Below are 24272 nucleotides of genomic sequence, written 5' to 3'. Positions count from 1 at the left end.
AACCTGAATCCGATATATATCTTACAAGGAGAATTTTTTATGAGTGACAAAAGTCATGTAAATGGTAATAAGGGAAAGTCTAGCATGGAACTCATCGCAATGAATCACATGCACGGCTGGATGGATGACCCGGGTGTGCTTTGTAGTGTTTTCAGAGACATTCTTGGCTTGTCTTGTGAAGAGCGCGACCTCACTACTTATCTTGGACTGCCACTTCTGTCGACGATTACTCGCAAGGGATGGGACTCCGTATGGGTGGAGTACTTTCAAGAATTGGTTCCCGGGGCGCTAGCTTCAATCACCGGGCCCCGTGCACCACGCGTGTTTGCTGTTGACTACAGAGTGAAGGATCTTGACCAGGCGCAGAAAGAACTTGAGGCGATAGGAATCGCTAGGACGCTGGAGGTCCCAATCGGGTCCACACGGCAGTTTTGGTATGATCCAGAGAAGACTTTTGGGTTGTTCATCGAGCTGAGTGAGTTTGAAGGGGATGATGGCTTAATTAAGAACATGACGCCTTTGTGTAAGCCGTTAGTTACCCCGCGGGGAACATTGGGAATCGAAAGGCTTGACCACGTGCATGCTTGGACTACCGACGCCGACGGGGCCGCACGATTCTACTCGGATGTTTTCGGGATGACGACTCATACTTGGATCGACCCAAAGAACAATATCAAGATTGCTCTTCTTAAGGCCAAGAACGACCCCAGGTATATTGAGCTGTTCCAGCCATTGGGGCAAGATGCACTTCAGAACATTGATAGCCCTCGCAATCCAGGGATATTCAGTATGAACTATAAGGTTGAAGATGTGGCAAGAGCCACGCAGGAATTAGAGATGCAAGGCATCAGGAAAGTGTGGAGTGATAATAGAGGCGCGGTGAAGCAAGCCATGTTCGCGTCCGACAGAACCAATGGGGTGAACATTGAGCTAAGCGAGTATTCGGGCAACGACTTCATCAAGGCCGCAGGAATGGAACTGCCTGCATAGACGATGTCCGGTAGTCGGTTGACACACATCCGGAGAACGACGAATAGTACTTAGCCTTATTAAAACAATGGGGAATCGAAGGAGACTACATAGGAATCGGCAACTGTCTTTTGGGACACGGTGCTGAAGGCGGAGTTGCTCCTTCTGCCCCAAGAAAAGATAATTACATTTTTAGATTATACTATAGTCGCACAAATAGAATCCAAAAAATATCTGCTAGTAAAAAGAGGCAATAAAAAAGGTTTCAGAGCAAGGAAAAGCCATTTCGGCTATAACAGATGAGCTAGGAGTGTTATTTAAATGAAAGTATTATTAGTTAATGGAAGTCCTCATGAAAAAGGGTGTACTTATACTGCTTTGGCTGAAGTAGCCGGAGCATTAGAAAAACAAGGTATTGAAACAGAAATCTTTAATTTAGGAGCAAAGCCAGTTTCCGGCTGTCTAGGTTGTTATGCTTGTATGAAAACAGGCCAATGCTGTATGGATGATTCAGTAAATGAATTTTTAAGTAAGGCCGCTGAGACAGATGGCTTTGTGTTTGGCTCTCCAGTACATTTTGCTTCTGCTACCGGAAAGTTAACCTCCTTTATGGATAGGGCATTCTTTGCCAACATGTGGAGCGGGCAATTAGCCTACAAACCTGTGGCGGCAGTTGTAAGCGCTCGTCGTGGTGGGACTACGGCTACATTTGATCAAATTAACAAATATTTTACAATGAGCAATATGCCTATTGTATCATCCCAGTATTGGAATATGGTACATGGAAATACACCCAAAGAAGTTAAGCAGGACTTGGAGGGTATGCAGACCATGCGTACACTAGGTAATAATATGGCATGGTTACTGAAATCTATTGAGGCGGGAAAAGCTGTGGGTTTGGCATTACCGGAAAAAGAAGCTCCTGTAATGACCAACTTTATTCGGTAGAAGGCCTTGTCCCGCTCAGCCTTTCATTACTTCTCGAACAAAAAATCCTACCTAAGACTTAATAGCGGAGTTTTGCGGTGAGGAAAAAATTGAGCCTGTCAATCGGCCCGCCCATAAGCTGCCCCTACCGCTCAAATTCATTTGCACCGCTTGGAAAACAAAAAGCTGGTCAAGGTGACTTCTAATGCCCCCCGACCAGCTCACTTTCTTTTTATTCCATTTCACACTCAATTTGTGTACCATCAAGCAATCTTACAATAATCTGATTTCCTTTAAACACTAACCGCTTCCCATATCTCTTTATCAATAACCACCGGATGGCTATCCGCCACATAATACTGTGACACAAATGTTTTCTAACCTTGTCCGCGGAAACATATTTCACTTTTTTCCACAGCCCACGAAACCAAGCGCCGCCCGGCTTCATGGGTTGTGTTTTCTTTTCAGTAGAACACAACACTCGACGTGCATAAAGTTAACATAACGTTTAAAAAGAACACATGCAATATGTTGTGTTTTTGCGATTCTCGGTAAATACCCATTGCGTATAATGCAAGCAAAAGGGGCAACCAGCCTAGCCAGTATTCACACCGAATAAAATTTTATAAATAGAATCACTTTTATCTTCATATAGCCAAATCAACGGCATCCTACGCTTTTGCAAATAACCCCAATCTATTGTAACTGCAACTACTGCTTGCCACCCGTACCACACCATATATCTCGACAATGGTTCTCCGTATCTGACTCGTAAATTGACTTAGTTTCCTTTCAAGCAAACTTGCTTTGCTATTTTAATTACTATTGGAAAAATTACCGGCTATTAATCCTCCGCAATCTGGGCAGCAAAATTATTCCTATTATCTATTTCTAAAGAAATTCTATCGCAAATAAAGATGAAAAATACAACAATTACTTGTATAGCCAGGAATGACAAAACGCTAATTTTTTCGTAGAAGTTTAATGAGAAATAGCACAGTATATTAATTCCTACACATACGATAAACATTTAATAAAGGCCTGATTACCATACCACCACTCCCCAGCAATTTTATCTGCTCGAGTTACCGAAGCTATCTCTCCTCCCGTGATTTTTCACTATGTATAAACTTACACATTACTCCTGCCTTTTTTTTGATAAAGCCATATAAATAAATGTGGGTCTGGACAGCCCCATGATTGACGCACAGGTGGCCTGCTCAAAGCCCTTGATATCTTTTAAGCAGAGGGCTTCCAGTTCTTCTACCTGCACTATAACCGGCGCCGCTCCCGCCTTCTGTCCTTGCGGGGAAAATTTTCGGCATACTGATTCTTCATTAACTAAACCGCAACAACAATGTCTCGGCACCAGTCCCAGACCTCCTTATTGAGCCTGTACCCAATTACATTATATTCCAGGATATTGCGAAAATCCAATAACAAACAGAGATGGTCCGGTGCTGCAATACCAGCGACCATTACATATGGGTTCCAGCCGAGCCGGACGTACGATCAACAGTATCTCGGTGGGAAACAGTTCGTTAGAATACATCCATGGCAGAATGTTAGGCCCACCTGCAGCAAAGGTATATAAGGCAAAGCCCACCAATATTATCCAGACTGAACCGCTTGGGAATAGTGTCAAAACTAACATCCCTGCAGTCATAACCGCAAAACTCCAGATAATCAGCGGCCGCCGGCCAAAGGTATCAGCCCAGACTGTTGCACAAATTGTGCCAGTGAGAAATACTACATTGATAAGCACATTACCGAGCATAGACTCTTTGCCGTGATTCAAACCCATCATTTCCAAAATGAGCGGCGCAAATGTATAAATGACAAACAGCGGCAGCACTAAGCAGAAGAAAAACCCGCCTACAAAGAAAATCCTTTTCAAGTATAATGGTTCCAGAAGTTTGCTAAAACCGGCAGAACTCACTGCTACAGTTTGATCCACAGCATCAATGTCGGCCTCATGGCCATAGCATTTTTTCAAAATGCTCCGGGCTTCTTCAACACGATTCCTGCTTAACAGCCAGCGCGGTGATTCCGGCATAGTCCTGAGCATAAATACTAATATGGCAGGAACAGCCGCGAGCGCCAACATCCACTGCCAACCGCCAGGTACATCGATGAAGAAATAGCCGATCAAACCGGCAACTGTCGCGCCGACAAACCATTGGACAGATAGGCCGCCCAAAAAAATATGCCTGTATTTCGTCGGGGAAAATTCTGCCATCAGCGAAGTAGAAATGGGATAATTAGCCCCGATGGCAATGCCGATAATAAACCTAAGCACAACCAGTTCCATGGCAGTAGTAATAAATATATGCAAAATGGAAAGCACGGCTAACACGGTCAAATCAAGCATATACATCAATTTTCGCCCGATACGGTCAGTCAGACCGCCAAAAAACACAGCCCCCAGGAAAAGTCCTGCAAGGGAAGCTGCCCCTAGCCATCCCCTTCCAATGTGCGTCAAGCAGCAGCAAGGGAGCCAATTGGACAAGTGCCGGGCCGATTACCACCAACAGATAACCGTCTATAAAGGGGCCGCCGCTGCAAGTAAGGAATAGCCGCTTCAAAAATGGAGTAAGCGGGCTTTCTTCAATATTAAATTTTGACATTAATTTCCCACTCCCTTTTTCATTTATTAGGGTGTGTCTGGGAACTTGCATTAAAACCGGTGTCTCCCCTTATGGGAGAAGAACCTGCAAGTGCAGTGATTTTAACTGTACCTGCCCCGCAGGTTCTCCGACCCCAATGCCACTTGAGTATATTTTGCTTAAAAACGAAGCAGCTAACAAGAGCTACTTCTAGTATTCATTTTACAGAGAGTGTGTTAGGTCTTCTCCAGAGACTCTTTTTTCTTCTATGAATTTGGTCTGTTTCATGAGCAGGTAAGCACCGATGATGCCGACTACGGAGAATGCGATGAGGAGAATGAAAATCTTGTTGAAACCGGCTTCAACATTGCTGGCAGCAGTAGCGGCATCCAGCCAAACCCCGCAGATAGGGGTAACGATCATGTCAGGCAGAAAGGCGATGAAGGAGATAATCCCAGTACCAAGCGGTGTCATTTTTACCGGAATTCCAGCCTGCTCCATAACCGACCAGTAGGTGGATTTCATGACGTTGGCAAGGAAAGCAATGACAAGCGTCAGACCAATGCTAATAGGCACTACTTTGCTTGTGAACATGACAGCAGCAAGAACTACGGCAATAGTACCGAATAGAAGCATGAAGCCTTTGCCTTTGTAGGTAAAGCGGTCGAGAACCCAGCCGCCGAGGAAACCGGCGAGGAAGACGATAACATAACTGCGGATAATACCGAGGGTCGAAGCAACAGATTCGGAAACATCCAGCACACGGACAGTGTAGGTAGTAAGATACCCGTTACCGAGACTCCAGGACATATAGGCGCACATGATGATCCACATAGTGAGCCAAACCCCTTTGTTTTTGAGAACGTCCATGGTGGTGTATTTTTCTTCTTCTTTGTTACTACCGGCAACAGCTTCTTTCTTCTCTTCTTTAGGAAGAAAAATGAAAGCCAGAATCAGGAAGATGCCGGTAGCAGCAGCGCCAAAGAGCATGATATAGCGAAATCCGAGAATAGGAGTGACAGCAACATTCATGATACCGAGGAAGCATAGACCATTGATAGTTTGGATGATCCCGCGGGTTGCTTCACTGCTGCCAAAAAGAGTACTTTGGTTGTTTTCGTCACCGAGGGAACGAATGCCGCTGAGATAGGCAGACCACAGAGTGGCAATACCGAAAAAGCCATAGAGGATATGGATTGCGATAAGTAAGATGTAGTTGGTAGTAAAAGCGAATACAACTGTTAATGCAACGAAGGCTGCCAGGGTAACGCATATCAGGGATTTCATCGAGAAGCGGGCAGCAAAGAAACCGCCGATGGGGTAACACATTATATTGGCAAAATTGACGGCCGTGGCTAAAACGCCCATTTGGGTATCGTTGAGCTGCAGTGCAGCTGCCATTTGGTCGTAGAAGGTGTAACGCAAGTATGGAAGCTGATAAGCAATAGCAACGGTGCCACTGAGGATAATGAAAATCATTAATTTCTTAAAATCGAAATTCTTCATGATTTTCCCTTTCCATAAAATTATCCCCATTCCTCGCGGCAGAGGGGTGTCGCAAAGTAACGGCGTGGTATTTTCGGCATGGGGGAAAACCACCCCGCCCTTCAGGCACCCCTCCACAGAGGGGAATGGGGTTTTATATTACTTTCTTTTTTCGATATAGCGCTTCAAATCAGCGTCTATATCCGCAGGCAATGATGGTTGTACATATTCACCTAACATCTTTTTCCAGCGTGCATTAGCCCGCTCTTCTATTGTTAAACCGTCTTGGTTAACTCTGGCTCTATCACTTAAGAGCGGTTGATAAAACTCAGTACGGAAATGAGAGAAGGTATGTTTGTTAGTGATATATTCTCCACGGGGACCGACCTGTTTAATAGCATCAAGTGCCAAAGTATCGTCGTTTACGGTAACGCCCCGGCCAATCCGTTTTACCATCCCCATAATCTCATCGTCTATCATTAATTTCTCGAAAGATGTACAATTATAAGTATCCAAAATACCGGCAGCGTGGAGAATGAAGTTGCCGCCGGCCATTTGAGCCATCAGCAAGGTCAGCATGGACTCATAGCCTGTTTGGCTGTCGACCTGTTTACTGTCGGAGAGAGTACCGCTTATCCGGCAAGGAATCTTATAATATTTTGCCAGTTGTCCATTGACCAAGGAGAAGAGAGCGCCTTCGGGGGCGCCAATGGATAGGTTGCCAAAACGCATATCTATACTGGAACCGGAAGCGGAATAGACAATCGGCGTGCCGGCATTTACTAATTGAGCCAAAACAATCCCCGCTAAAATTTCCGCATTTTGCAAAGCGATGCTCCCGGCAATAGTTGCCGGCGAGGTAGCTCCGGCAAGGCAGAGTGAGTTGACCAATTGAGGCTGGCGGTATTCGGCATAAGCGATGATAGCGCCGGCCATTTTGTCGTCATAGCTAAGTGGCGTCAATGTGCAGGGAATAGAAGCAATTACGGGCTTATCTTGGATGGTGTCCAGGCCGATGCCATGAGCAATTGCCGTCAGTTCAATGCTTTCTTTGGATGCTTCATATCCCAAAACACTGCCCATAAGCGGTTTGTCACTGTACTTCATTGTCTGGTAAACCATTTCCATATGGCGAATATCGACATCAATATCGCTAGGTTCGCAGGAGATGTGGCTTTGAATGTCGATATTGTTCATCATATGGCATAGTTTTACCAGTTTGATAAAATCATCCAATGTGCCAGGCCGCCGGCCTTTGTCTAGATCTAAGACGAAAGGCGAGCCATAAGGACCCACAAAAGTCGTCTGTTCCGTATTAATTTCAACGTTTTTTTCCGGGTTGCGACCATGCAAAGTAAACGAGGATGGAACGTGTTTCAATTCCCGTTCCACCATACCTTTGGGAAAATAGACTGTTTCTCCCTCAACTTTAGCGCCGCCTTTGGCCAAAATTTCCCTAGCCGGCGCGTAACTAAAGATGATGCCAACTTCCTCCATGATTTTAAGAGAGGTTTCATGGATTTTCTCAATATCTTCCGCGCGAACTGTCTGATATCTTTGCATGTGTTTTATTCCTCCTCAAGAATAGCTAGCTTCCCCTTGAAAATTGAGGCTTGCTATAATTTGTTTACTCTTCATAAAGTCCTTTGCGATGAGCTTTTAAATAGCCCATGCAGTAATCGTCTTTTCCTAACAGGGTCGAGCCGGCATAGATAATGCCCATCATGCTCTTATCTGTGGGATTCAAAATGTACCCATCCATCCCTAATGTCATGGTCTGAGATACAAATAACCGGTTAAGCACCTTCCTGTTAGGCAGCCCGTATGATACATTGCTGAGACCGCACATAAAGTGAACGTGGGGATAGTTTTGTTTTATTAGTTTAATGGTCTCAAGCACTTCAACCCCCGCTGTTTGCACGCTGCTTACCGGTTTTACCAAGGGATCAAAGTAAATATCGTCATCTTTAACTCCTGCCGCAGTCAATTTGCCATACAAGCTGTCCACTACCCGCATGCGATCGGCCGCCGTCTCGGGCATCCCATGATCATCCATGCACAGCGCAACTACCTTGGCTTTATACTTCAGTACCAAGGGCAGGATTGCCTCAAACCGTGGACCCTCGTCGGTAATGGAATTAATCATTGGCGTACCGTATTTAGCCAAGGACAAGCCTGCTATGAGTGCCTGCGGGTTCGGGCTGTCTATACAAAGAGGTGCTTGTACAGCTTCCTGAACACTATTTACCAACCACTCCATATATTCCACTTCATTAAAAACCTTATTACCACAGTTAACATCAATATAGTTAGCGCCTGCCTCTAACTGTTCCCTCGCTACTTGCTGAATATATTGAGCGTTTTTCCCCTCAACCGCTTCACTGATAGCCTTCCGGCTCGTATTAATCAGTTCTCCTACGATTAGCACGATGTAACCCCCATATTACTTATTAACTACCATCTTAGCAGCCATTTCCTTGCAAGTAACAGCATCAACGCAATAGCCATCCGCACCAATTTTATCGGCAAACTCCGGATATAATGGCGCGCCGCCAACCAACACTTTCACTTTATCTCGCAAGCCGGCTGCATTGATCGCGTCGATTGTATCCTGCATAGCCATCATCGTAGTTGTAAGCAGTGCACACATGCCGACAATCTGGGGCTTATGCTGTTTGATTGCCGCAACAAAAGTCTCAGGAGCAACGTCTACACCAAGATCCACCACATTGAAGCCGCCGCTTTCGAGCAGCATGACTACGAGATTTTTGCCAATATCATGCAAATCGCCCTTTACCGTTCCCATTACGAATGTGGACATATTGGCTGAATCTTCCGCGGACAACAACGGCTTTACAATGTTTAACCCTGCTGACAATGCTTGAGCCGACATCATAACTTCCGGAATAAACATTTCTCCTGATTTAAACTTGGGAGCAACTATGTCCATGCCGGCTAACAAGCCCTTGCTAACAATCTCCATCGGATTCACACCGGATTCTATCATACCTTGGGTGATCGTCTTTACCGCAGAATCGTCACCCTGATACACCGCTTCCGCTAACTTATCGAAATTACTCATACAATACATACCTCCTAAAAATTTATTATTTAGTTATGACACAATAAACACGTTAAAAGAACTCACCTCTTTTAAGATTTCCCTTACATTCAGAGCTATTGTGCCGTTGCTTTTAACTATTGCACAATCCGTGCCATTCTTTTGTATGTTATAAAAACAGTGAACAAAATCGCAGGATTTTAAAAATTTCATGCTTTATCCAATAAATTAACTCCATCCACTACTGAAAGGATTCCTTTCACTTGAACACGGAAAAACGCGCACAGTGCCATCATTATTTTTCGAATATTTCAAATAAAACAAAACTTGCTAATTATCTCAAAAAGCGATACAATACACTGAAAGATTTCCTTTCAGATGATAAGAATACTTTCAGATACTTGGTAAACATCTTGCAATATTGGGAGGGGCTGTTTTGATGCTAAGGAAAACTTATGAAGATTTAGAAAATGAAAACCGTTTATTGCATTCCATTATTGATGTGGTATCGGATGGAGTCTATGCCGTGAGCGTAGACGGAACTATTCTTATCTGTAATAAAGCTCATAAAAAAATGGATGGGACAACCCATAACCACGTGGTGGGAAAAAAAGACGTTGACGTATATTACTTAGAGCTTGAAAACTTCCAACGCTATGCTATAACAAAGAATCCCGAACCATTGCTAGATCAGTACATGACTTATACAACAATTGCTGGCAAAAAAGTCGATATTGTATATAATTCATACCCATTTTTTCAAAATGGAAATTTATCTGCGGTTATCTCCATCGGCAGAGATAAGCCATCAATAAACGAATTACTTACCATGGTGATAAATTCATTTAACAATAAAAAATCTAACAGAATCACCAATGGCACCCTATATACACTTGACGATATTATCGGTAACAGTGTCGCAATCCAGAAAACCTTAAAACAAGCCCGCAAGGTAGCGCAAAACCAATCTACAGTGATGCTTTTGGGCGAAACAGGCACAGGTAAAGAGTTATTTGCACAAGGCATACATAATGCGAGTGCATACAACTCTCGCCCTTTTATTGCCGTAAACTGTGCGGCGATACCAGAAACTCTAATGGAAAGCCTGATGATGGGGACTGTAAAGGCGCATTTTCTGGAGCATTAGACACACCCGGTTTTTTTGAGCAGGCCGAGAATGGAACTTTATTTTTGGATGAGATAAACTCGCTCACAATTCCCTTACAAGCAAAGTTATTACGATTACTACAGGATAAAACAGTTCGACGCTTGGGCGATAATAAAGAACGCAAGATTTCGTGCCGCATAATTAGCGCAACCAACCAAGACTTATTTATTATGGCCCGCAATGGCTCTTTCCGGGAAGATCTTTTATACCGTTTGACACCCGTTATTCTGGATATTCCTCCCTTACGCGAGCGAGCGGAAGACATACCTATGCTGGCAAAAGAGTTTGTATCCCGGTTCAATGAACAACTATCGATGAATATAAAACTCATAGCTCAAGATTTGTTGCAACTTTTCTTATCTTATCATTGGCCGGGAAATGTCCGCGAGTTAGAGCATGTAATTGAAAGTGCTATGAGTATGACTGAAAGCACAGAGACAATATTATCTAATGAGCATCTACCTAGACTTTTAAAAAAAAGACTTATTGGTGATCAAGAAACTACCTGCTTAAGTAATATTGAAGCAACATCTAACAAACCACTGCCTGAACTTGTACGTCAATACGAGAAACAAACCATTGAGAACGCATTAATACTAAATAGTGGCAACGTCAGCCAATGCGCTATTCAACTAGGTATTACCAGGCAAAATTTGCATTATCACCTCCGCCGGCTTGGAATTAATTCTGTTTTTTATAAAGCCCAGTCTATCAGCGATACAACTAGTTCTCCTCAAAAGCAAAATTGAGTAGAATGATGTTAGAAAAGAATCTGTCGGTTGAGAAAAATAAAAAACATAGAAAAGAAAAAAAAGCCACCAGATTTTATGCAATCTGATGGCATTTTCTTCAATTGTATTATGAGTTTTCCCAGATGTGACCAGAACCAAAGTGCAAACGAACAAATCCTGTTGCATTGTCTCAAATTCAGCGCGAATCACTTCTGGATTATCCTGTCAAGAACCGCCCTACTTGCTTCGGTACCGCCGACGGATCTCCGCGTTGCGGTACCGGGTGATCTGCCGGCTTGCCGTGGTTTCGCCCCAGCTTCGCTGGCAGCCGATGAGTCATTCCCCTTTTCTTTATATTACACCAGTATCATATTCGTTCTCGCGAGCAAAGTCAAGAAAAGGACCGTGTACGTTCTTCAAAACTCACTTCTTTGTGCACTTGATGCAGCATCCATTGATAGCCGGGCCCGACTCGTTTCCCGCTCGCCCAGCTGCCTGATTACCAGCAGCCCTGGCTGCCTTTCCACTCTGATCTTATCTCCCTGCTGTTGTCATGCATTCTGCGCTTCATGCAGCAGGCTCATCTTCAATTCATAGTAGTACGGACTCATATTTAGATAGTGCTTATGCGGATTTTCAAACCGCTGCTCTTCTTGCCAAATTTCGGTTTCCAATTGTTGCTCTACAAACTTACGGATCTCATCCAGGCTACGCGCCTGATATACCCGTTTCCCATCTTTCACCACAAGCTGCTGCAATTCTTTCACGGTGCAGTTGGTGAAGTAGCGGTTTTTCCAAGGTTTTTCTGGATCGACATATCGGTAGGGTTTGTCCATATCCACGATTTCGTCCGCCCTCGTAATCAAGTCTGCTACCGCGTTTCCTTCCTTACAATAGACGCGATATACTTTTTTAAGCCCCGGATTTGTGATTTTCTCAACGGTTTCCGACATCTTGATCCTCGGTACAAATATGCCATCTTCTTCCACAGCGGCAAGCTTATATACCGCACCGAATACCGAGTCACTTTTCGCCGTAATCAGACGTTCTCCCACGCCAAAGCTGTCGATGCAGCCGCCTTGGTTGAGAATTGAATTAATCGTATATTCATCCAGACTGTTCGATACAAAAATCTTACAGTCCTGAAGCCCGGCATCGTCCAGCATCTCACGTGCCTTTTTCGAGAGGTATGCAAGGTCTCCGGAATCCAAACGCACACCTTTCAGTCGTTTCCCCATTGGCTCCAGAACTTCCTTTGCTACCCGGATGGCATTCGGGATGCCCGAATGAATGACATCATACGTGTCTACCAGCAGCACGGTTGCATCTGGATAATTTTCTGCGTAATGCCGAAACGCCTCATATTCATCTTTGTAGAACATGACCCAACTGTGTGCCATCGTTCCGCTGACAGGAATCCCAAATTGTTTTCCGGCCATGACATTAGATGTACTACTGGCTCCACCGATATAAGCAGCCCTTGCGCCATAAACCGCCGCATCAACATTATGAGCGCGCCTTGCACCGAAATCAGATACGGTCCGCCCGCCTGCAGCACTCACGATGCGCCTTGTTTTCGTGGCAATCAAGGACTGATGGTTGATTTGTGTCAGAATTGCCGTTTCTACTAACTGTGCATCAATGAGCGGGGCTATTACGGTAATAATCGGTTCATTGGGATACATAATGGTTCCCTCCTGGAAGGCGTAAATATCGCCTTTGAACCGAAAATTACTTAGATAGTCCAAGAAGGCTTCACTAAAAAGATTCAGCGAGCGGAAATATTCTATGTCATCTGTGTCAAAGTGCAGATTTTCTACATACTCTATTATCTGCTCTAATCCTGCAAAGATTGCGAAACCTCCATTATCCGGATTTTTACGGTAGAATACGTCAAATGCGACCCGTTTCATTTCATTTTGCCCCGCAAAATACCCGTTTGCCATCGTCATTTCATATAAATCCATCATCATGCTGATATTACGCTGGTTAAACTGAGTCATCGTCTTTTCCTCCGATCACCTCAATCTGACATGTCTTCATTGCATACAGTGCGTTTTGATGTCCTTCCAAAGTCGCACCTGCACAGCAGGATGCGTCAACCACCATCGGAACCTCTGGCATTTTTGCTTTCAAAATCATTGCATTTGAAATCACACAGATATCCGTACAAAGCCCAATCAGCTCGATAGACTGTATTTCCTTCATCCCTGTAATCAGTTCAGCAAGCTCTATTGAACCGAAAGAAGGCTTTTCAATCACCTGACATCCGCTCACATACACCTTTTGCGCAATTTCCCAGCCGGGCGTCCCTTTTATGCAATGCTCAACAGGCAGCTTTTGTCCTTCTTGTGTCTGAAGGTATGCCTCGGTATGGGTATCTTGTGTATAAATGACAATGTCTCCTGCTGCCAGATAACTGTCAATCTTCGCTTTCGCAGAATCAACAATCTTTACAGCTTCCTTCGTACCAAGCGCTCCATTAATAAAATCATTCTGCATATCAATTACTACTAGAACCTTCATTCTTTAATCCCTCCTTACTGTTATGTCAGACCAGCCTTCATAAGAAGCTTTAATTTATTTTCAGATGTCGCTTACATGTTCCCGCAGGAATTGCCTGCTTATTACTTTTCGTATCATGCTCACAGCAATAATCCTCATAATATTCTGCCGCCCGCTTGCCATGTCCCTTATCCAGCCAATCATTGAGGCGGCGAGAGTCATGGAAAATAGCCGCCATGCTAAGTGCGTCCATTTCTTCCTCACTCAGCCCAATTTGATGTGCGATGACCAGTGCCAACAGCAACACGCGGGCGCAATGCTCTTTGGTGTGCTTGACACTGTCCGGCAGCCAAAACTCGATATTTTGCTCCATAAATTCACACCATCGTTTATAGCGCATTGCAACCGGCTGGCCGAAGGGTCATTCATAACCTGTTCTAAAAACATTTTTTTCTCCTTTAGTCTCATATTTATAAAATTCTTTTATTTCATCTGCACTAATTGCTGCAACACTTCCGCAATATCGCCGTCAATACCAATGGATTTAGCAGCAATCACATCTGGAATATAAAGCTCGCCGCCTTTATTAAAAGTAATGTAGGTAGCATATTCCTCAAGACTGGTTAACTTCATAAATGGGGCTTTAATCATTTGATTTCTGGCACCCACACCTAATTCCAGCAGGACTAATTTTTTACCATGGGCTTTATCGATAAAATCCTGATAAGCCTGATAGCTGGTTTGCCAGGACTGGTCTCTTAGAAAATTCCTATCGACTTCGACATGGACTTGCATTGGGTCGCCACACTCAGGACACTTAGGAATAAGATTCGGAGGGACTTTTCCATTCTCTTGGTTTTGGGCCATTTTGCTCAGTATTTCGTCGCCTGGATAAATTCGATTATGACAACCATGCGAACATTGCAGATTCCGACAATTGCCTTCTATTTCGAAGAGGCGCTCCTTAGGAAATCCTGCCAGTGTAAAATGAGCATCTATATTAGAGGTAACCACAAAATAGTTTTTATCTTTCACCAGTTCATAAAGGTTCTTCATGACCGGACTGGTTTCCTTGTTGTATAAAAAGTATTCGAACATACGGCTGAAAAATGCCCACTTTTCTTCCTGGGAAGGATATGGGTAAATACATCCCTGTATGATGCTGCGAAAACCATACTTTTTACGGAAATCGCCAAAATTCTCCTGGAAAGATGAATCATCCGCAAAGATATGAATACCTTCCGAAATGGAGAGGCCGTTACTAGCGCCGATTACAATCGCGTCAGCCTCTTGGATTTTTGTTAAGACCTTACGATATTTCTCTTCCATGTTATCCTCCATTCTTATAAAATTTTGATGAATCTGTGCCGCCGAATAAATTCATTCCTTACAATGCGAAATTATTTATGTTTAAGTGGGAGAGCCTAATGATCCTGTCTTTGCCTGTTCCGCATAATGATAAATACCGTCGTGACAGGGGCGTCCACACTGTAAATATGTCCAGTTACCCTGAATGGCACTGACTTTTTCTTCTGGGAACACTTGTAAAAATTGAGTGTCTTGATTTGTCGTAAGAATAAAATAGTTTTTACCACGCAGAATTTTATATAAATCCTTATAAGGCCGGCCGATGGGGACATCCGCTACAAAGTTGATCAAAGTGGCAAGATATGCCCACCGTTCTTCCTCAGTGCGGAAGCGATAGTAAAAGCCTCCAAAGATGCTGTCGATCCCATATTCTTCAGCAAATGCGTTAAAATACTTTCGAAACATTGCATCATCTCGATACCAGTTATATCCGGCAGCCGCAGACATACCGGCGGCACCGCCAACCACAATCGCCTCAGCTTCGTGGATTTTCTGCAATATTGTGTCTATGTTGTCTTCATATTGTTGTGATAACATACTTTATTTGTCCTTCTAGCGATATTGCTTCATTGTTGAAAACATTCACTTATATAGCACACCCTCAAAAACAAACATTAGAATTAGAGGTGTAATATGTTTTTCTTCCTGTTTGAACCCTCCTTTACTTTGATTTGATTGTATTATATAGTTGATATAGAATTACGGACAAGTATGTACTTTTTTGATGCATACTATCTAGGAGGATAGTGTGAATAATAAATTTTCGTTTTTCGCTAATAATAGGATTATATGTAACAGTTTTCATTTTCTTAGAAAGGCAGGGACCATTATGACAGATCAATTTAGCTCTACACAACAGCGTATTAGCATCCATCCATCTGTGCTTGAAATGTACGAAAAGCTGCACGCAGACGATATGAGCAATGTTTTTGATCGGTATCCACCACAGGAGAAAATCCGTTGTAATTTCTGCTTACAGGGTAACAGCTGTCAACTATGTTCACACGGACCTTGCCGCATCTCAGATAAATCCGGTGCAGTTTTAGGCGTTTGCGGTATTGATCGAGATGCAATGGCAATGCGTGCATTCTTGTTATTAAATGTAATGGGTAGTGCAACTTATACTCACCATGCTTATCAAGCCTTTCGCACCTTAAAATCAACAGCAGAAGGCAAAACACCTTTTCAAATCAAAGATGTCGGCAAGCTTAAGTTTATGTGTAGTAAACTCGGCATTGAAACAACTGCTACGGTTAACGAAATGGCGTATAAGCTAGCCGAATCTCTGACTGAAGAACTTCACCATGATTATGATGATCCAAGTAAGATGATTACAGCATTTGCCCCCAAGCACCGGCAAAAAGTATGGCGTGACCTAGCACTTTTCCCCGCTGGTGTGCTTTATGAAATTCAGGATGCTACCGCCAGTTGCCTAACTAACGTTGACGGTGATTATGTTTCATTAGCGAAAAAAGCCATGCGGTTAGGCATAGCTACAATCTATACTTCACAAATTGGTCTTGAGATGGTTCAAGATATTCTCTACGGTACACCAACGCCTCATGAAGTGGATGTTGACCTTGGTATCATGGACCCTGATTATGTGAATATCGTGTTTAATGGTCACCAACCATGGACAGGCTTTGCTACTATGCAACTGGCCAACGAAACAAAATGGCGTGATGCGGCAAAAGCCGCTGGTGCAAAAGGTATAAAGGTTATAGGCTCAATTGAAACTGGTCAAGAACTATTACAGCGGGCTGAAATGAGCGATGTGTTTGGTGGTCTGACTGGCAACTGGCTTCATATCGAACCACTTTTAGCCACCGGTACTGTTGATGTCTTTGCGATGGACGAAAACTGTTGTCCGCCGAATTTAGCACCTTACGCTGAGAAATATCAAGTTACCCTGGTAAGCGTCAATGACATAGTCAGAATCCCTGGCTTGAAATTTACTTATGACTATAAACCACCAGAAGCTAAATTTATCGCCGAGAAGCTAATAGAGCTAGGGCTTGAGAACTACAAGCACCGTCGTAACAAAATCGAACCTAGAGTTCCTAATTACAAAACAAAAGCCATTGCTGGCTTCTCAACGGAAGCGGTACTCAAAGCACTTGGCGGTAAACTAGACCCGTTGGTTGACGTTATCACTGCGGGAAAAATCAAGGGTGTAGTAGCACTGGTTAATTGCACCTCACTCAAAAACGGGCCGCAAGACTATGTGACCGTCAACTTAGCGCAAGAACTAATTAAACGCGATATTCTTATTGTTGCGGGAGGTTGTGGCTGTCACGCTCTTGAGGTAGCTGGATTAGCGAATCTGGATGCGATTAAATTAGCCGGCCCCGGCCTGCAAGAGGTTTGTAACGCTCTCAAGATTCCGCCGGTATTGCCTTTTGGTACCTGCACTGATACAGGCCGCATCAGTATGCTTGTAACCGCATTGGCTGATCATCTGGATGTGGACGTACCGCAATTACCGATCGCAGTAACCGCACCGCAGTGGTTAGAACAAAAAGCAACTATTGATGGCGTCTTCGCTGTTGCCTACGGTGCTTACACGCATCTTGCACCACCGCCTAGTATCACTGGAGCCCCACGTCTTCTGAAACTGTTAACCGAAGATGTTGAAGGTCTAACTGGCGGCAAAGTTGCAGTATCCGATGATCCTGTGGAAGCAGCCAACGGCCTCGAAGCCCACATTATGAAAAAACGACAGGTTCTCGGTCTGCATTAAAATCTTATCGGCTAATCTGTTGTAAAACTTGCATGAGTATATTTTTAGTAACGAAACAGTTGATTACAGTTTTTGTTTTTAAAGCCCTACACCTTGTATTGCAAGGATTTAGGGCTTTTTCACTTTCATGCTTTCGAATAAGCTATAATCCATATTAAATAATGCTTACTTCCACCAAGTATCAAATGGAGTTACAGGCAACTCCCGTTTATGCTTTGTTACTCCGAATCGGTTTTCAATATTCGCCTTAATACCAGGATCAACTTCGTTACCCAATAAATATTGATCAAGAACATTGTATTCAATACCAAGTTCGTCTCATCCGCTTGCTGAGGTTTGTTATCGAGCAAGTCTGCCGTTGGAGTCTTAAGGTAAAGTTGTTCGGGAGCATTAAGCTCCTTCAAAAGTTCACGCCTCTGCCCTTTTGTGAGGCCGGTCAAAGGAAGGATGTCGGCTCCCCCATCGCCGAATTTGGTGAAAAACCCTGTTACTGCCTCGGGCAGCATGATCCGTACCGATGACCAAACATTGCTGCTCCCCAGCAATCGCGTATTGTGCAACCATACGCATTCTGGCTTTAACATTCCCCTTGTGATAGTCAGCCATGACTTCACCCGTCGCATTAGTATAGGCTTTGACAAAAGCTGCGATGGGATCCTCAATGTTAAAGACAAAGGTTTGATCGGGCTTGATAAATGCCAGAGCCGCTTGAGCATCTTCTTCATCTTTTTGCGTTCCATATGGCAGGCGAACGGCATAAAATTTTGCTTCATAACCTTCTGCCCTAAGTTCTTCAGCCGCCAATTGCGACAGTCGTCCAGCAAGTGTCGAGTCTTGACCGCCGCTGATGCCCAAAACAAAACCTTTTGCTCCCGCTTTCAAACAGTATGCTTTGAGAAAGTCGATCCGGCTCTGAATCTCCTTCTTAGCGTTGATCTCCGATTGCACATTCAAAGCTTGGATGATTTCCATTTGTTTGTTCATTTGAAATCCCCCCTTTTTTTATTGGTACAAATGATTGGTACTGATGTATTCGTAACAACTTTCAGGAAGCAAGTATCGTGGTTCGCCCCCTTTTTGGAACTCATCTCGGATATAGGTCGAGCTGATCTCCATAGCCAGACCTTTGTCGATTAGATGAAAGGTTTGACCATCATCTGCATTTCGCAGAATCGGTGATTTTGCAATCACGGCCAACATGTCGATGCCATTTCGCGCCATGACAATAAACTTATTCTCCTGCACAAGCTCTTTTGACTTTTTCCACTTCTCTTCCCCGATATCTACGAGTAGGTCAGCACCCATGATGAAGTAGACCTCATCGCCTGGATACTTCTCCTTGAAGTGTTCCATTGTAATCCTTGAAGTGTTCCATTGTAAGATAGGTGGCAATGTCCCAAGCGTGCTGCTTCATTTCGTAATCGTCGGCGACAAACTTATCATTTCCGTTAATCGCTAAGCGGATCAGCATTTCAGTACAGCCTTTAAATTTATGTCATAAAGATTTATGAATTATAGTTGTAGGTTAATTCCTCCACATTTTTTTGAAAAGGCGAACCGCCTCCGGATGCCGCATTATCATGATATTTGCGCCAGCTTGCAATAGACTGGTAGCGGTTAGCGCTTCCCACAAAATAGCCCGTTTAGATTGCTCTCCCCAATCGGGGAAATCTTTTTCAGCGGCAATAGCTTCCTTAGCCCGCCAGGCTTCGTAGCCAACATTACAAACAACCGGCATAGCTAACCGCTCATCACCGCCAATTGCTTCTAAGCGGCCTCGCTCCATAACCGAATAGGTATATTCGATTCCATAGCCCAATGCACATGTCCCCGGGTCCATTAAGATGTTTTCGGCAGGTAAGCCTAATTCGGTGATTAAAATCTCTAGTTGTTTACACAAATTGATATCAACAGTTCCCAGTATTAATACTTTATGTTTGTAAACCTGAGCGGCAGCGACAATGGATTTGTAATTATCCTGTTTAGCAACCCCTAACAATAAGTTTTCACCGGCGGCAGCTTCGGCTACCACTGGCAAAACAGCGTTGTCTTTCTCGTCAATGCCACAGCCTACAACAATTAGCGGTACGCCGACGGCGGCTAACACATTCTTTACCACCTCAGCTAGCTGTTCCGGCGTTTTATTCCCCAGATCAGGGTCGCCCCCCTTAAGACGCAGCAGAATCATATCGGCCCCCAAGTCTACGGCTTTCCTCGCCCAGTCCGCAGGGTTGCTGAAAACGTCTGCATATATTTCTTGCAAGACCGGATTCCATTCCGTTGGAACGATATCCCAGATTTCAACAGCTACGACTGCTTTGTTGGGTTGCTTGCCTTCAAAAAACAAAAATGGCAGAGTAGCGTCACCTCCAACCGTTACCGTATGCGTGCGAGTCCCACCTTGCTCTTTAAGCGCACCGAGGGTGACGGTATGAATGTTTCCCTTATACTTTTCCCTTATAAGCTCAATATGCATGTTATATGCCCCTTTCCTATAGAAAACAGTAGCTTCATGCAAACTTCAGACTATGTATTTTTTAAGTGATATGCTTTGGCAAAAACCGGTATGCCAACGGCTTCTTGCGGCCCGACAATAACATCCCAGCCGGATTTTTCTTGCAGTTTACCACTAATAACGGCAACATAACCCGGAATAACCAATGTCCGATGCTTAACCTTTTCCGCAATACCGCATCCGAGGATAAACTCAGTAATTGTATTGGCGTCAAATCTGCCTGATGCCCAGGCAGAAAGAACTGAGTTGCCTTCGGTATCAACCGCGATAATGTATCCGGGAATTTTACTGGCCGCCACTTCACCTTCAACCGCATAATAGGTTAACGAAAAATTGGTGCATACATAAACGGGAGATTCCGGCGTGACAGCGCCAATTTCATATACTTTGGGCTCTACAGCAATAGGCTTTTGCGGGTCGGTATAGATATTCATTCGTAATGTCAGCAATGGCAGTATGTGCGCCTTTTCCAAAGCTTTTATAACAACTGCGCTGGCGTATTTAGCCACAAAAACTCCAGCTTGAATAATTTCTTCATTCGGATCTGCCGCGGTTGTAAACGCAATTGTGGGAAAGCCAAATGGCCGGAATTTCTTTTTAATTGCCAGACGCCGAATGTCGGTCAACGCTGTCAATGTCTCAGCCGTTTTCCGAGTTCCGGGATCAATAACTAATTCTTTATATTCACCGGCGACTAATTCAACTAGATCGGCAGTAGCATTTAACCCGTTCCCCTTAACAATTAGCGGCACAGCATAACGCCGCGCCAAAGCGGCCATCTCCTGCCAGTTATCTATGGTAGCAGAGCCAACCAACGGTTTTCGTTCAGCAATACCGGGTAAAGCTGCTTCTAAGGCAATCGCCTTTTCCGTAAGAAGGACCAAATGAAGGTTGGGGGTATGAGCAGCGACCATATCAACAGCAGCTTTAAATTTGTCGGGTTTTTGAGAACAGTTAGTAATGGCAATGGCGTCCACGCCAATGTGTCGCCCCATCCGCTTCATATTCAGTTTGTTGATAACTTTGACTTTTTCCCAAAGTTCATCCGGGGATAAAGTATCCGAAACCTTGATAACAATCGCTGTTTGATTGATAAAGGTTTTGTCGTGACGGAAAAGTACAGTTTCCCCCCCCAGAGTAATCTGGTTTGGATCAACACCGATTTTTACCGACTGCATAGCAGGAGCAAATGCGGCATCTAATAACCCCTTTGCTTTTTCAGAAACATGCAAACACTTGTCGAGCGATGTCTTGCCGCTAGCCAGTGCCATGGCAAAAGCAAGGCATGTTGACATCCCACATTCTTTACAATTGGTTTTGGGAAGTTGCTTGAAAATATCCAGGCCTGATAATGCCATAATTTTTTTCTCCTTCGTCAAAACTATTTAGCAAGCTGCAGTATTTTCTTTACCAGTAAGAATTAACCCACTCCAAAATCATACTACCGTTCAATTAGCGAATCCGCGAAAAGTAGCCTATGAAACAAAGTAGGTTAGTTTCAGTTGTGCGTTAAACACCTGCTTTTTTCATAATGGCGTTAACTGCCACAACAGCAAGAGAGTCTTCGGGCAGATCAACCAATGGTTTTCCTTCGGTATCAAAGGTAACAGCCTGTTCGTCGTAGGGAATAGTGCCGATTAAATTTAAACCTGTTTTTGCTATTTCCTCTTTGAGCCGGTCAATGCCATTCTCACCCGTCTTGGTGACAATCAAATAAATTTCAGGTATTTCGATCTTCAGCACACGAACGAGTTCAACTACCTTTGCCGCCGAACGGATACTACGTACAGACGTATCGCTAATGATAAACAGCATATCGATATCGGCAACGATACGCCGGCTTATATGCTCCATTCCGGCTTCGTTATCAATGATGACATATTCATAGTTTTTTTGTAACCGTTCCAGATACATCCTTATAAGATTGTTGGGATAACAATAACAGCCATTTTGCTGGGGCAATCCCATTAAAATAAGATCCAGGCCATCTGCTTCTTGAATAATTTGGCTTAGCCTATATTCCGTGAATGAATCTTTGCCCATTCCATCCGGAACATCTTCCCCGATTCTGACTTCCTCCAGGATATTGGCGATAGAATCGTCTACCGTCATGCCCAACGCCTCGTTCAAATTGGAGTTAGGATCGGCATCTACAGCCAAAATCATTCCTTTTTGCCGCTGTAATAATTCTTTAATTAGTAGCGCGGTAAAAGTTGTTTTACCGACGCCGCCCTTACCGGCTACGGCTATCTTCTTTGTCATCAGAAACCCTCCACTCAAAGTTATTTTTTTCAGAATGAACTATTTATTATCAGGAGTAATCCTACCAATAATAGTTTTTCCGCCTTTTACATGTTCACCTTTTGCAACTGAAACAGCCACGTTTATTGGCATAATAATTTCTGTACAGGATCCAAATTTAATCATCCCATATCGTTGCCCTTGCTGAACTCTATCGCCTAGATTGACCCATGAAACAATACGGCGGGCAAGAATTCCCGCAACTTGGATTATCATAACTTTCATACCATTATCATTTTCCAGTCCAATAGCGTGGCGTTCATTTTCGAATGGAGCCGAGCTTTTATAAGCCGGTTTTAACTTACCGCAAATATAGTTTTGAAATGTTATATTTCCTTCTACCGGAATACGGTTAATGTGAACATCAAAAATAGATAAAAAAATGGTTACTTTTATTGCCGGGCCGTTAAAAAATTGATCTTCAAATATCTTTTCAATACTCATTACTTTTCCATCAGCGGGAGCTAAAACCAATTCAGGATCATATATCACATTACGTTTTGGATTACGAAAAAAATAGGTTACGTATAGTCCTAAAACTGCAGGAAGAATGCTCCAATACACGTCAAAAACTTTTTCAATTATAATAGCAATTGTAATAAAAAAGGCAATATAAGGATAACCCTCTTTTGCAATCATTCATTTCACTTCTTTCAGTAATTATGATACGACTGAAGCGCGTTGGAATAAGCGGACAGGTTCTTTTTTAAACGTATCTGTTATCTAGTCGAAAAATTTAGGATTGTACAATTTTAAAACTACTATCGATCTTAATCGTTGTTTTTTTCAGCCATCTTCCTATTATGCAAGCAGTTAATTCCGTTGAGAAAACGAAATATAATGGATTGCTCGTATTCGTTAAAAGTATTCATCAAAGATAATTCCTCCTGTCTGGCTTGGTTATGGTACTTTTCGTGTTCGTTATATACCCGTTGCCCTCTCTTAGTGAGCCGAAAATAAATTTCTTTGTGATTATCTGAGCGTTGGTAACTCTCGATTAATCCTTTGCTTATCATTCTTTTACAAATTTTACTAATACTTCCTCGTGTCATTTCCATTTCGTTTGCTATTTTTGTGACATTTGCATATTGAACTTTACCAATGCGATCAATACAATGAACTTCTAGCAGATTAATTCCATCAAACGTTGCCTCCCACTCATGCGGGAATATATCAGAGCTTTCTTGGATTTTTATGAGTAAATCTAGGATTTGTATGGCTTGGCTCATACAATAGCACCCCCTTTTGTTGCTATGGCAACAAATATAATATACCAAACTTTTGTTGCCGCGTCAACAAAAGTTTGGTATATTATAAAAACGCCTAAAGCAGCTTACCCGACAAAGTTCCGGCTGTTTTAGGTGCTTTTCATGGGAGGAAATCCGTGTAAGAGGATAAATCCACCCCATTTTCATTTTTCACGCATTAGCATCGGTTCCGTTCTCCGTATCGAGTCAAACAGTGCTGGATTAAATATATGTTCTCACTGGCACTTGTACTAAGAATCAAACTTATCAATAGGAAACAAAAGAAGAACGAAATCGCTAGTCGCGATGGCTAAAGATTTTTCTACAAAAGCAAAAAAAATAGCAAAAAGTATGTCTTTTATGGTATTGTTTAATCGCCAAACCAAACAATCCAAAGGAAAGCATACTTTTTACTTTTATGATTATAACATGCATAACAAGCAAAATACATACTACCAATAAAATAATTCGAGCGCCTCCTACCTTTGATGGTGAACAGTCCTTCGCATCTATCACCATCAGGAGGTAGCTTCTATGAAAAACTACGAACAAGAAATCAATCTATATTTTGAACTTAAAGGGACTCCCGAATCTTCTCGCGAGTCCTATTTGCGCCGGATGCAAGCATTTATTACCTATATCCAAAATC

General features: G+C 43.3%; 25 protein-coding genes and 1 pseudogene. 5 read left to right on the top strand and 21 right to left on the bottom strand.

Translation table 11 applies throughout. The annotated features are described in order from the left end of the window. The first annotated feature begins 39 nt into the window (after nucleotides 1–39). Nucleotides 40–990 carry a VOC family protein gene (locus BLR65_RS24155; protein ID WP_093796719.1) on the top strand — a complete coding sequence of 317 codons (951 nt, stop codon included), beginning with the start codon at nucleotides 40–42 and terminating at the stop codon, nucleotides 988–990. Between the two features lie 300 nt (nucleotides 991–1290). Beyond that, on the top strand, nucleotides 1291–1917 hold the full coding sequence (locus BLR65_RS24150; protein ID WP_093796718.1) for a flavodoxin family protein: 627 nt from the start codon (nucleotides 1291–1293) through the stop codon (nucleotides 1915–1917). A gap of 1117 nt (nucleotides 1918–3034) precedes the next feature. Here the strand turns inward: BLR65_RS24150 and BLR65_RS24140 are convergent. From BLR65_RS24140 to BLR65_RS24115, 7 genes are all read right to left on the bottom strand, one after another. Further along, complete coding sequence (locus tag BLR65_RS24140; RefSeq protein ID WP_169716720.1) at nucleotides 3035–3265, bottom strand: DUF134 domain-containing protein; 231 nt, start codon at nucleotides 3263–3265, stop codon at nucleotides 3035–3037. 39 nt (nucleotides 3266–3304) lie between these two features. Further along, a complete protein-coding gene (locus BLR65_RS24135; RefSeq protein ID WP_245693017.1) occupies nucleotides 3305–4315 on the bottom strand; it encodes an MFS transporter in 1011 nt (336 codons plus the stop codon). Then, nucleotides 4293–4523 (bottom strand): hypothetical protein, encoded by a 231-nt coding sequence (locus BLR65_RS30105; protein ID WP_169716719.1) that lies wholly within the window; start codon nucleotides 4521–4523, stop codon nucleotides 4293–4295. The genes BLR65_RS24135 and BLR65_RS30105 overlap by 23 nt, the downstream gene beginning before the upstream one ends. A 201-nt stretch (nucleotides 4524–4724) precedes the next feature. Then, nucleotides 4725–6125: an MFS transporter gene (locus BLR65_RS24130; RefSeq protein ID WP_143122652.1), complete on the bottom strand. Its 1401-nt coding sequence runs from the start codon at nucleotides 6123–6125 to the stop codon at nucleotides 4725–4727. A gap of 21 nt (nucleotides 6126–6146) precedes the next feature. Continuing rightward, nucleotides 6147–7550, bottom strand: coding sequence for a trimethylamine methyltransferase family protein (locus BLR65_RS24125; RefSeq protein ID WP_093796713.1), 1404 nt, complete (start codon nucleotides 7548–7550; stop codon nucleotides 6147–6149). A 64-nt stretch (nucleotides 7551–7614) separates the two neighbouring features. Beyond that, a complete protein-coding gene (locus BLR65_RS24120; RefSeq protein ID WP_093796712.1) occupies nucleotides 7615–8415 on the bottom strand; it encodes a methyltetrahydrofolate cobalamin methyltransferase in 801 nt (266 codons plus the stop codon). Nucleotides 8416–8430: 15 nt separating this feature from the next. Then, nucleotides 8431–9069, bottom strand: coding sequence for a corrinoid protein (locus tag BLR65_RS24115; RefSeq protein ID WP_093796711.1), 639 nt, complete (start codon nucleotides 9067–9069; stop codon nucleotides 8431–8433). An 895-nt stretch (nucleotides 9070–9964) separates the two neighbouring features. Between BLR65_RS24115 and BLR65_RS31910 the strand changes: the two are divergent. Together BLR65_RS31910 and BLR65_RS31905 are read left to right on the top strand one after the other, a co-directional pair. Further along, a pseudogene (locus BLR65_RS31910) lies at nucleotides 9965–10449 on the top strand (sigma 54-interacting transcriptional regulator); the annotation flags it as partial. After that, nucleotides 10429–10965 carry an AAA-type ATPase lid domain-containing protein gene (locus BLR65_RS31905; protein WP_483881002.1) on the top strand — a complete coding sequence of 179 codons (537 nt, stop codon included), beginning with the start codon at nucleotides 10429–10431 and terminating at the stop codon, nucleotides 10963–10965. The pseudogene BLR65_RS31910 and the gene BLR65_RS31905, both read left to right, overlap by 21 nt. Nucleotides 10966–11498: 533 nt before the next feature. Here the strand turns inward: BLR65_RS31905 and BLR65_RS24100 are convergent. The 5 genes from BLR65_RS24100 to BLR65_RS24080 form a co-directional block, all read right to left on the bottom strand. Beyond that, the gene (locus tag BLR65_RS24100) at nucleotides 11499–12950 is read right to left on the bottom strand and encodes a nicotinate phosphoribosyltransferase (RefSeq protein WP_093796708.1); all 1452 of its coding nucleotides are present in this window, start codon (nucleotides 12948–12950) and stop codon (nucleotides 11499–11501) included. Then, nucleotides 12937–13473 (bottom strand): cysteine hydrolase family protein, encoded by a 537-nt coding sequence (locus BLR65_RS24095; protein WP_093796707.1) that lies wholly within the window; start codon nucleotides 13471–13473, stop codon nucleotides 12937–12939. Before BLR65_RS24095 ends, BLR65_RS24100 begins: the two co-directional genes overlap by 14 nt. Before the next feature lie 49 nt (nucleotides 13474–13522). After that, nucleotides 13523–13825 (bottom strand): HD domain-containing protein, encoded by a 303-nt coding sequence (locus tag BLR65_RS24090; RefSeq protein ID WP_093796706.1) that lies wholly within the window; start codon nucleotides 13823–13825, stop codon nucleotides 13523–13525. Nucleotides 13826–13935: 110 nt separating this feature from the next. After that, nucleotides 13936–14781 carry a Sir2 family NAD-dependent protein deacetylase gene (locus tag BLR65_RS24085; RefSeq protein WP_211285059.1) on the bottom strand — a complete coding sequence of 282 codons (846 nt, stop codon included), beginning with the start codon at nucleotides 14779–14781 and terminating at the stop codon, nucleotides 13936–13938. A gap of 81 nt (nucleotides 14782–14862) precedes the next feature. Continuing rightward, nucleotides 14863–15357, bottom strand: coding sequence for a hypothetical protein (locus tag BLR65_RS24080; RefSeq protein ID WP_093796704.1), 495 nt, complete (start codon nucleotides 15355–15357; stop codon nucleotides 14863–14865). 292 nt (nucleotides 15358–15649) lie between these two features. On the opposite strand from BLR65_RS24080, the gene cooS reads away from it, so the two are divergent. Then, a complete protein-coding gene (gene cooS / locus BLR65_RS24075) occupies nucleotides 15650–17560 on the top strand; it encodes an anaerobic carbon-monoxide dehydrogenase catalytic subunit (RefSeq protein WP_093796729.1) in 1911 nt (636 codons plus the stop codon). A gap of 218 nt (nucleotides 17561–17778) precedes the next feature. Here the strand turns inward: cooS and nadE (BLR65_RS31900) are convergent, their stop codons facing one another. The 9 genes from nadE (BLR65_RS31900) to BLR65_RS24040 form a co-directional block, all read right to left on the bottom strand. After that, the gene (gene nadE, locus BLR65_RS31900) at nucleotides 17779–18066 is read right to left on the bottom strand and encodes an NAD(+) synthase (protein ID WP_373657474.1); all 288 of its coding nucleotides are present in this window, start codon (nucleotides 18064–18066) and stop codon (nucleotides 17779–17781) included. After that, nucleotides 17969–18544 (bottom strand): NAD(+) synthase, encoded by a 576-nt coding sequence (gene nadE / locus BLR65_RS24070; RefSeq protein ID WP_281241579.1) that lies wholly within the window; start codon nucleotides 18542–18544, stop codon nucleotides 17969–17971. Before nadE (BLR65_RS24070) ends, nadE (BLR65_RS31900) begins: the two co-directional genes overlap by 98 nt. An 18-nt stretch (nucleotides 18545–18562) precedes the next feature. Continuing rightward, complete coding sequence (locus tag BLR65_RS24065; RefSeq protein ID WP_211285060.1) at nucleotides 18563–18913, bottom strand: nicotinate-nicotinamide nucleotide adenylyltransferase; 351 nt, start codon at nucleotides 18911–18913, stop codon at nucleotides 18563–18565. Beyond that, nucleotides 18879–19031: a hypothetical protein gene (locus tag BLR65_RS30595; RefSeq protein WP_211285061.1), complete on the bottom strand. Its 153-nt coding sequence runs from the start codon at nucleotides 19029–19031 to the stop codon at nucleotides 18879–18881. The genes BLR65_RS24065 and BLR65_RS30595 overlap by 35 nt, the downstream gene beginning before the upstream one ends. Before the next feature lie 54 nt (nucleotides 19032–19085). Beyond that, nucleotides 19086–20036, bottom strand: a complete 951-nt coding sequence (cdhD, locus tag BLR65_RS24060; protein WP_093796703.1) for a CO dehydrogenase/acetyl-CoA synthase subunit delta — start codon at nucleotides 20034–20036, stop codon at nucleotides 19086–19088. A 50-nt stretch (nucleotides 20037–20086) separates the two neighbouring features. Further along, complete coding sequence (acsC, locus tag BLR65_RS24055) at nucleotides 20087–21433, bottom strand: acetyl-CoA decarbonylase/synthase complex subunit gamma (RefSeq protein ID WP_093796702.1); 1347 nt, start codon at nucleotides 21431–21433, stop codon at nucleotides 20087–20089. 151 nt (nucleotides 21434–21584) lie between these two features. Further along, on the bottom strand, nucleotides 21585–22337 hold the full coding sequence (locus BLR65_RS24050; protein ID WP_093796701.1) for an ATP-binding protein: 753 nt from the start codon (nucleotides 22335–22337) through the stop codon (nucleotides 21585–21587). A gap of 39 nt (nucleotides 22338–22376) precedes the next feature. Next, nucleotides 22377–23015, bottom strand: a complete 639-nt coding sequence (locus BLR65_RS24045; protein WP_093796700.1) for a phosphatidylserine decarboxylase family protein — start codon at nucleotides 23013–23015, stop codon at nucleotides 22377–22379. Nucleotides 23016–23146: 131 nt separating this feature from the next. Beyond that, on the bottom strand, nucleotides 23147–23605 hold the full coding sequence (locus tag BLR65_RS24040) for a MarR family transcriptional regulator (RefSeq protein ID WP_093796699.1): 459 nt from the start codon (nucleotides 23603–23605) through the stop codon (nucleotides 23147–23149). Between the last annotated feature and the right edge of the window lie 667 nt (nucleotides 23606–24272).

The organism is Sporomusa acidovorans (assembly GCF_900101845.1).
GTDB classification, from domain to species: domain Bacteria; phylum Bacillota; class Negativicutes; order Sporomusales; family Sporomusaceae; genus Sporomusa; species Sporomusa acidovorans.
The sequence above is the reverse complement of the archived record's forward strand: the minus strand, read 5'-3'. Positions and strand labels throughout refer to the sequence as shown.

Bases quoted from the DNA above. Each gene is read 5' to 3' on its own strand.
- BLR65_RS24150 (WP_093796718.1), top strand. From the start codon at position 1,291: ATGAAAGTATTATTAGTTAATGGAAGTCCTCATGAAAAAGGGTGTACT.
- nadE (WP_373657474.1), bottom strand. From the start codon at position 18,066: ATGCTGCCCGAGGCAGTAACAGGGTTTTTCACCAAATTCGGCGATGGG.
- BLR65_RS24085 (WP_211285059.1), bottom strand. From the start codon at position 14,781: ATGGAAGAGAAATATCGTAAGGTCTTAACAAAAATCCAAGAGGCTGAC.
- cdhD (WP_093796703.1), bottom strand. From the start codon at position 20,036: ATGCATATTGAGCTTATAAGGGAAAAGTATAAGGGAAACATTCATACC.
- BLR65_RS30105 (WP_169716719.1), bottom strand. From the start codon at position 4,523: ATGTCAAAATTTAATATTGAAGAAAGCCCGCTTACTCCATTTTTGAAG.
- BLR65_RS30595 (WP_211285061.1), bottom strand. From the start codon at position 19,031: ATGCTGATCCGCTTAGCGATTAACGGAAATGATAAGTTTGTCGCCGAC.
- BLR65_RS24045 (WP_093796700.1), bottom strand. From the start codon at position 23,015: ATGATTGCAAAAGAGGGTTATCCTTATATTGCCTTTTTTATTACAATT.
- BLR65_RS24040 (WP_093796699.1), bottom strand. From the start codon at position 23,605: ATGAGCCAAGCCATACAAATCCTAGATTTACTCATAAAAATCCAAGAA.
- BLR65_RS24115 (WP_093796711.1), bottom strand. From the start codon at position 9,069: ATGAGTAATTTCGATAAGTTAGCGGAAGCGGTGTATCAGGGTGACGAT.
- BLR65_RS24095 (WP_093796707.1), bottom strand. From the start codon at position 13,473: ATGAAGGTTCTAGTAGTAATTGATATGCAGAATGATTTTATTAATGGA.
- cooS (WP_093796729.1), top strand. From the start codon at position 15,650: ATGACAGATCAATTTAGCTCTACACAACAGCGTATTAGCATCCATCCA.
- BLR65_RS24100 (WP_093796708.1), bottom strand. From the start codon at position 12,950: ATGACTCAGTTTAACCAGCGTAATATCAGCATGATGATGGATTTATAT.
- BLR65_RS24065 (WP_211285060.1), bottom strand. From the start codon at position 18,913: ATGGAACACTTCAAGGAGAAGTATCCAGGCGATGAGGTCTACTTCATC.
- acsC (WP_093796702.1), bottom strand. From the start codon at position 21,433: ATGGCATTATCAGGCCTGGATATTTTCAAGCAACTTCCCAAAACCAAT.
- BLR65_RS24080 (WP_093796704.1), bottom strand. From the start codon at position 15,357: ATGTTATCACAACAATATGAAGACAACATAGACACAATATTGCAGAAA.
- nadE (WP_281241579.1), bottom strand. From the start codon at position 18,544: ATGAACAAACAAATGGAAATCATCCAAGCTTTGAATGTGCAATCGGAG.
- BLR65_RS24155 (WP_093796719.1), top strand. From the start codon at position 40: ATGAGTGACAAAAGTCATGTAAATGGTAATAAGGGAAAGTCTAGCATG.
- BLR65_RS24125 (WP_093796713.1), bottom strand. From the start codon at position 7,550: ATGCAAAGATATCAGACAGTTCGCGCGGAAGATATTGAGAAAATCCAT.
- BLR65_RS24050 (WP_093796701.1), bottom strand. From the start codon at position 22,337: ATGACAAAGAAGATAGCCGTAGCCGGTAAGGGCGGCGTCGGTAAAACA.
- BLR65_RS24090 (WP_093796706.1), bottom strand. From the start codon at position 13,825: ATGGAGCAAAATATCGAGTTTTGGCTGCCGGACAGTGTCAAGCACACC.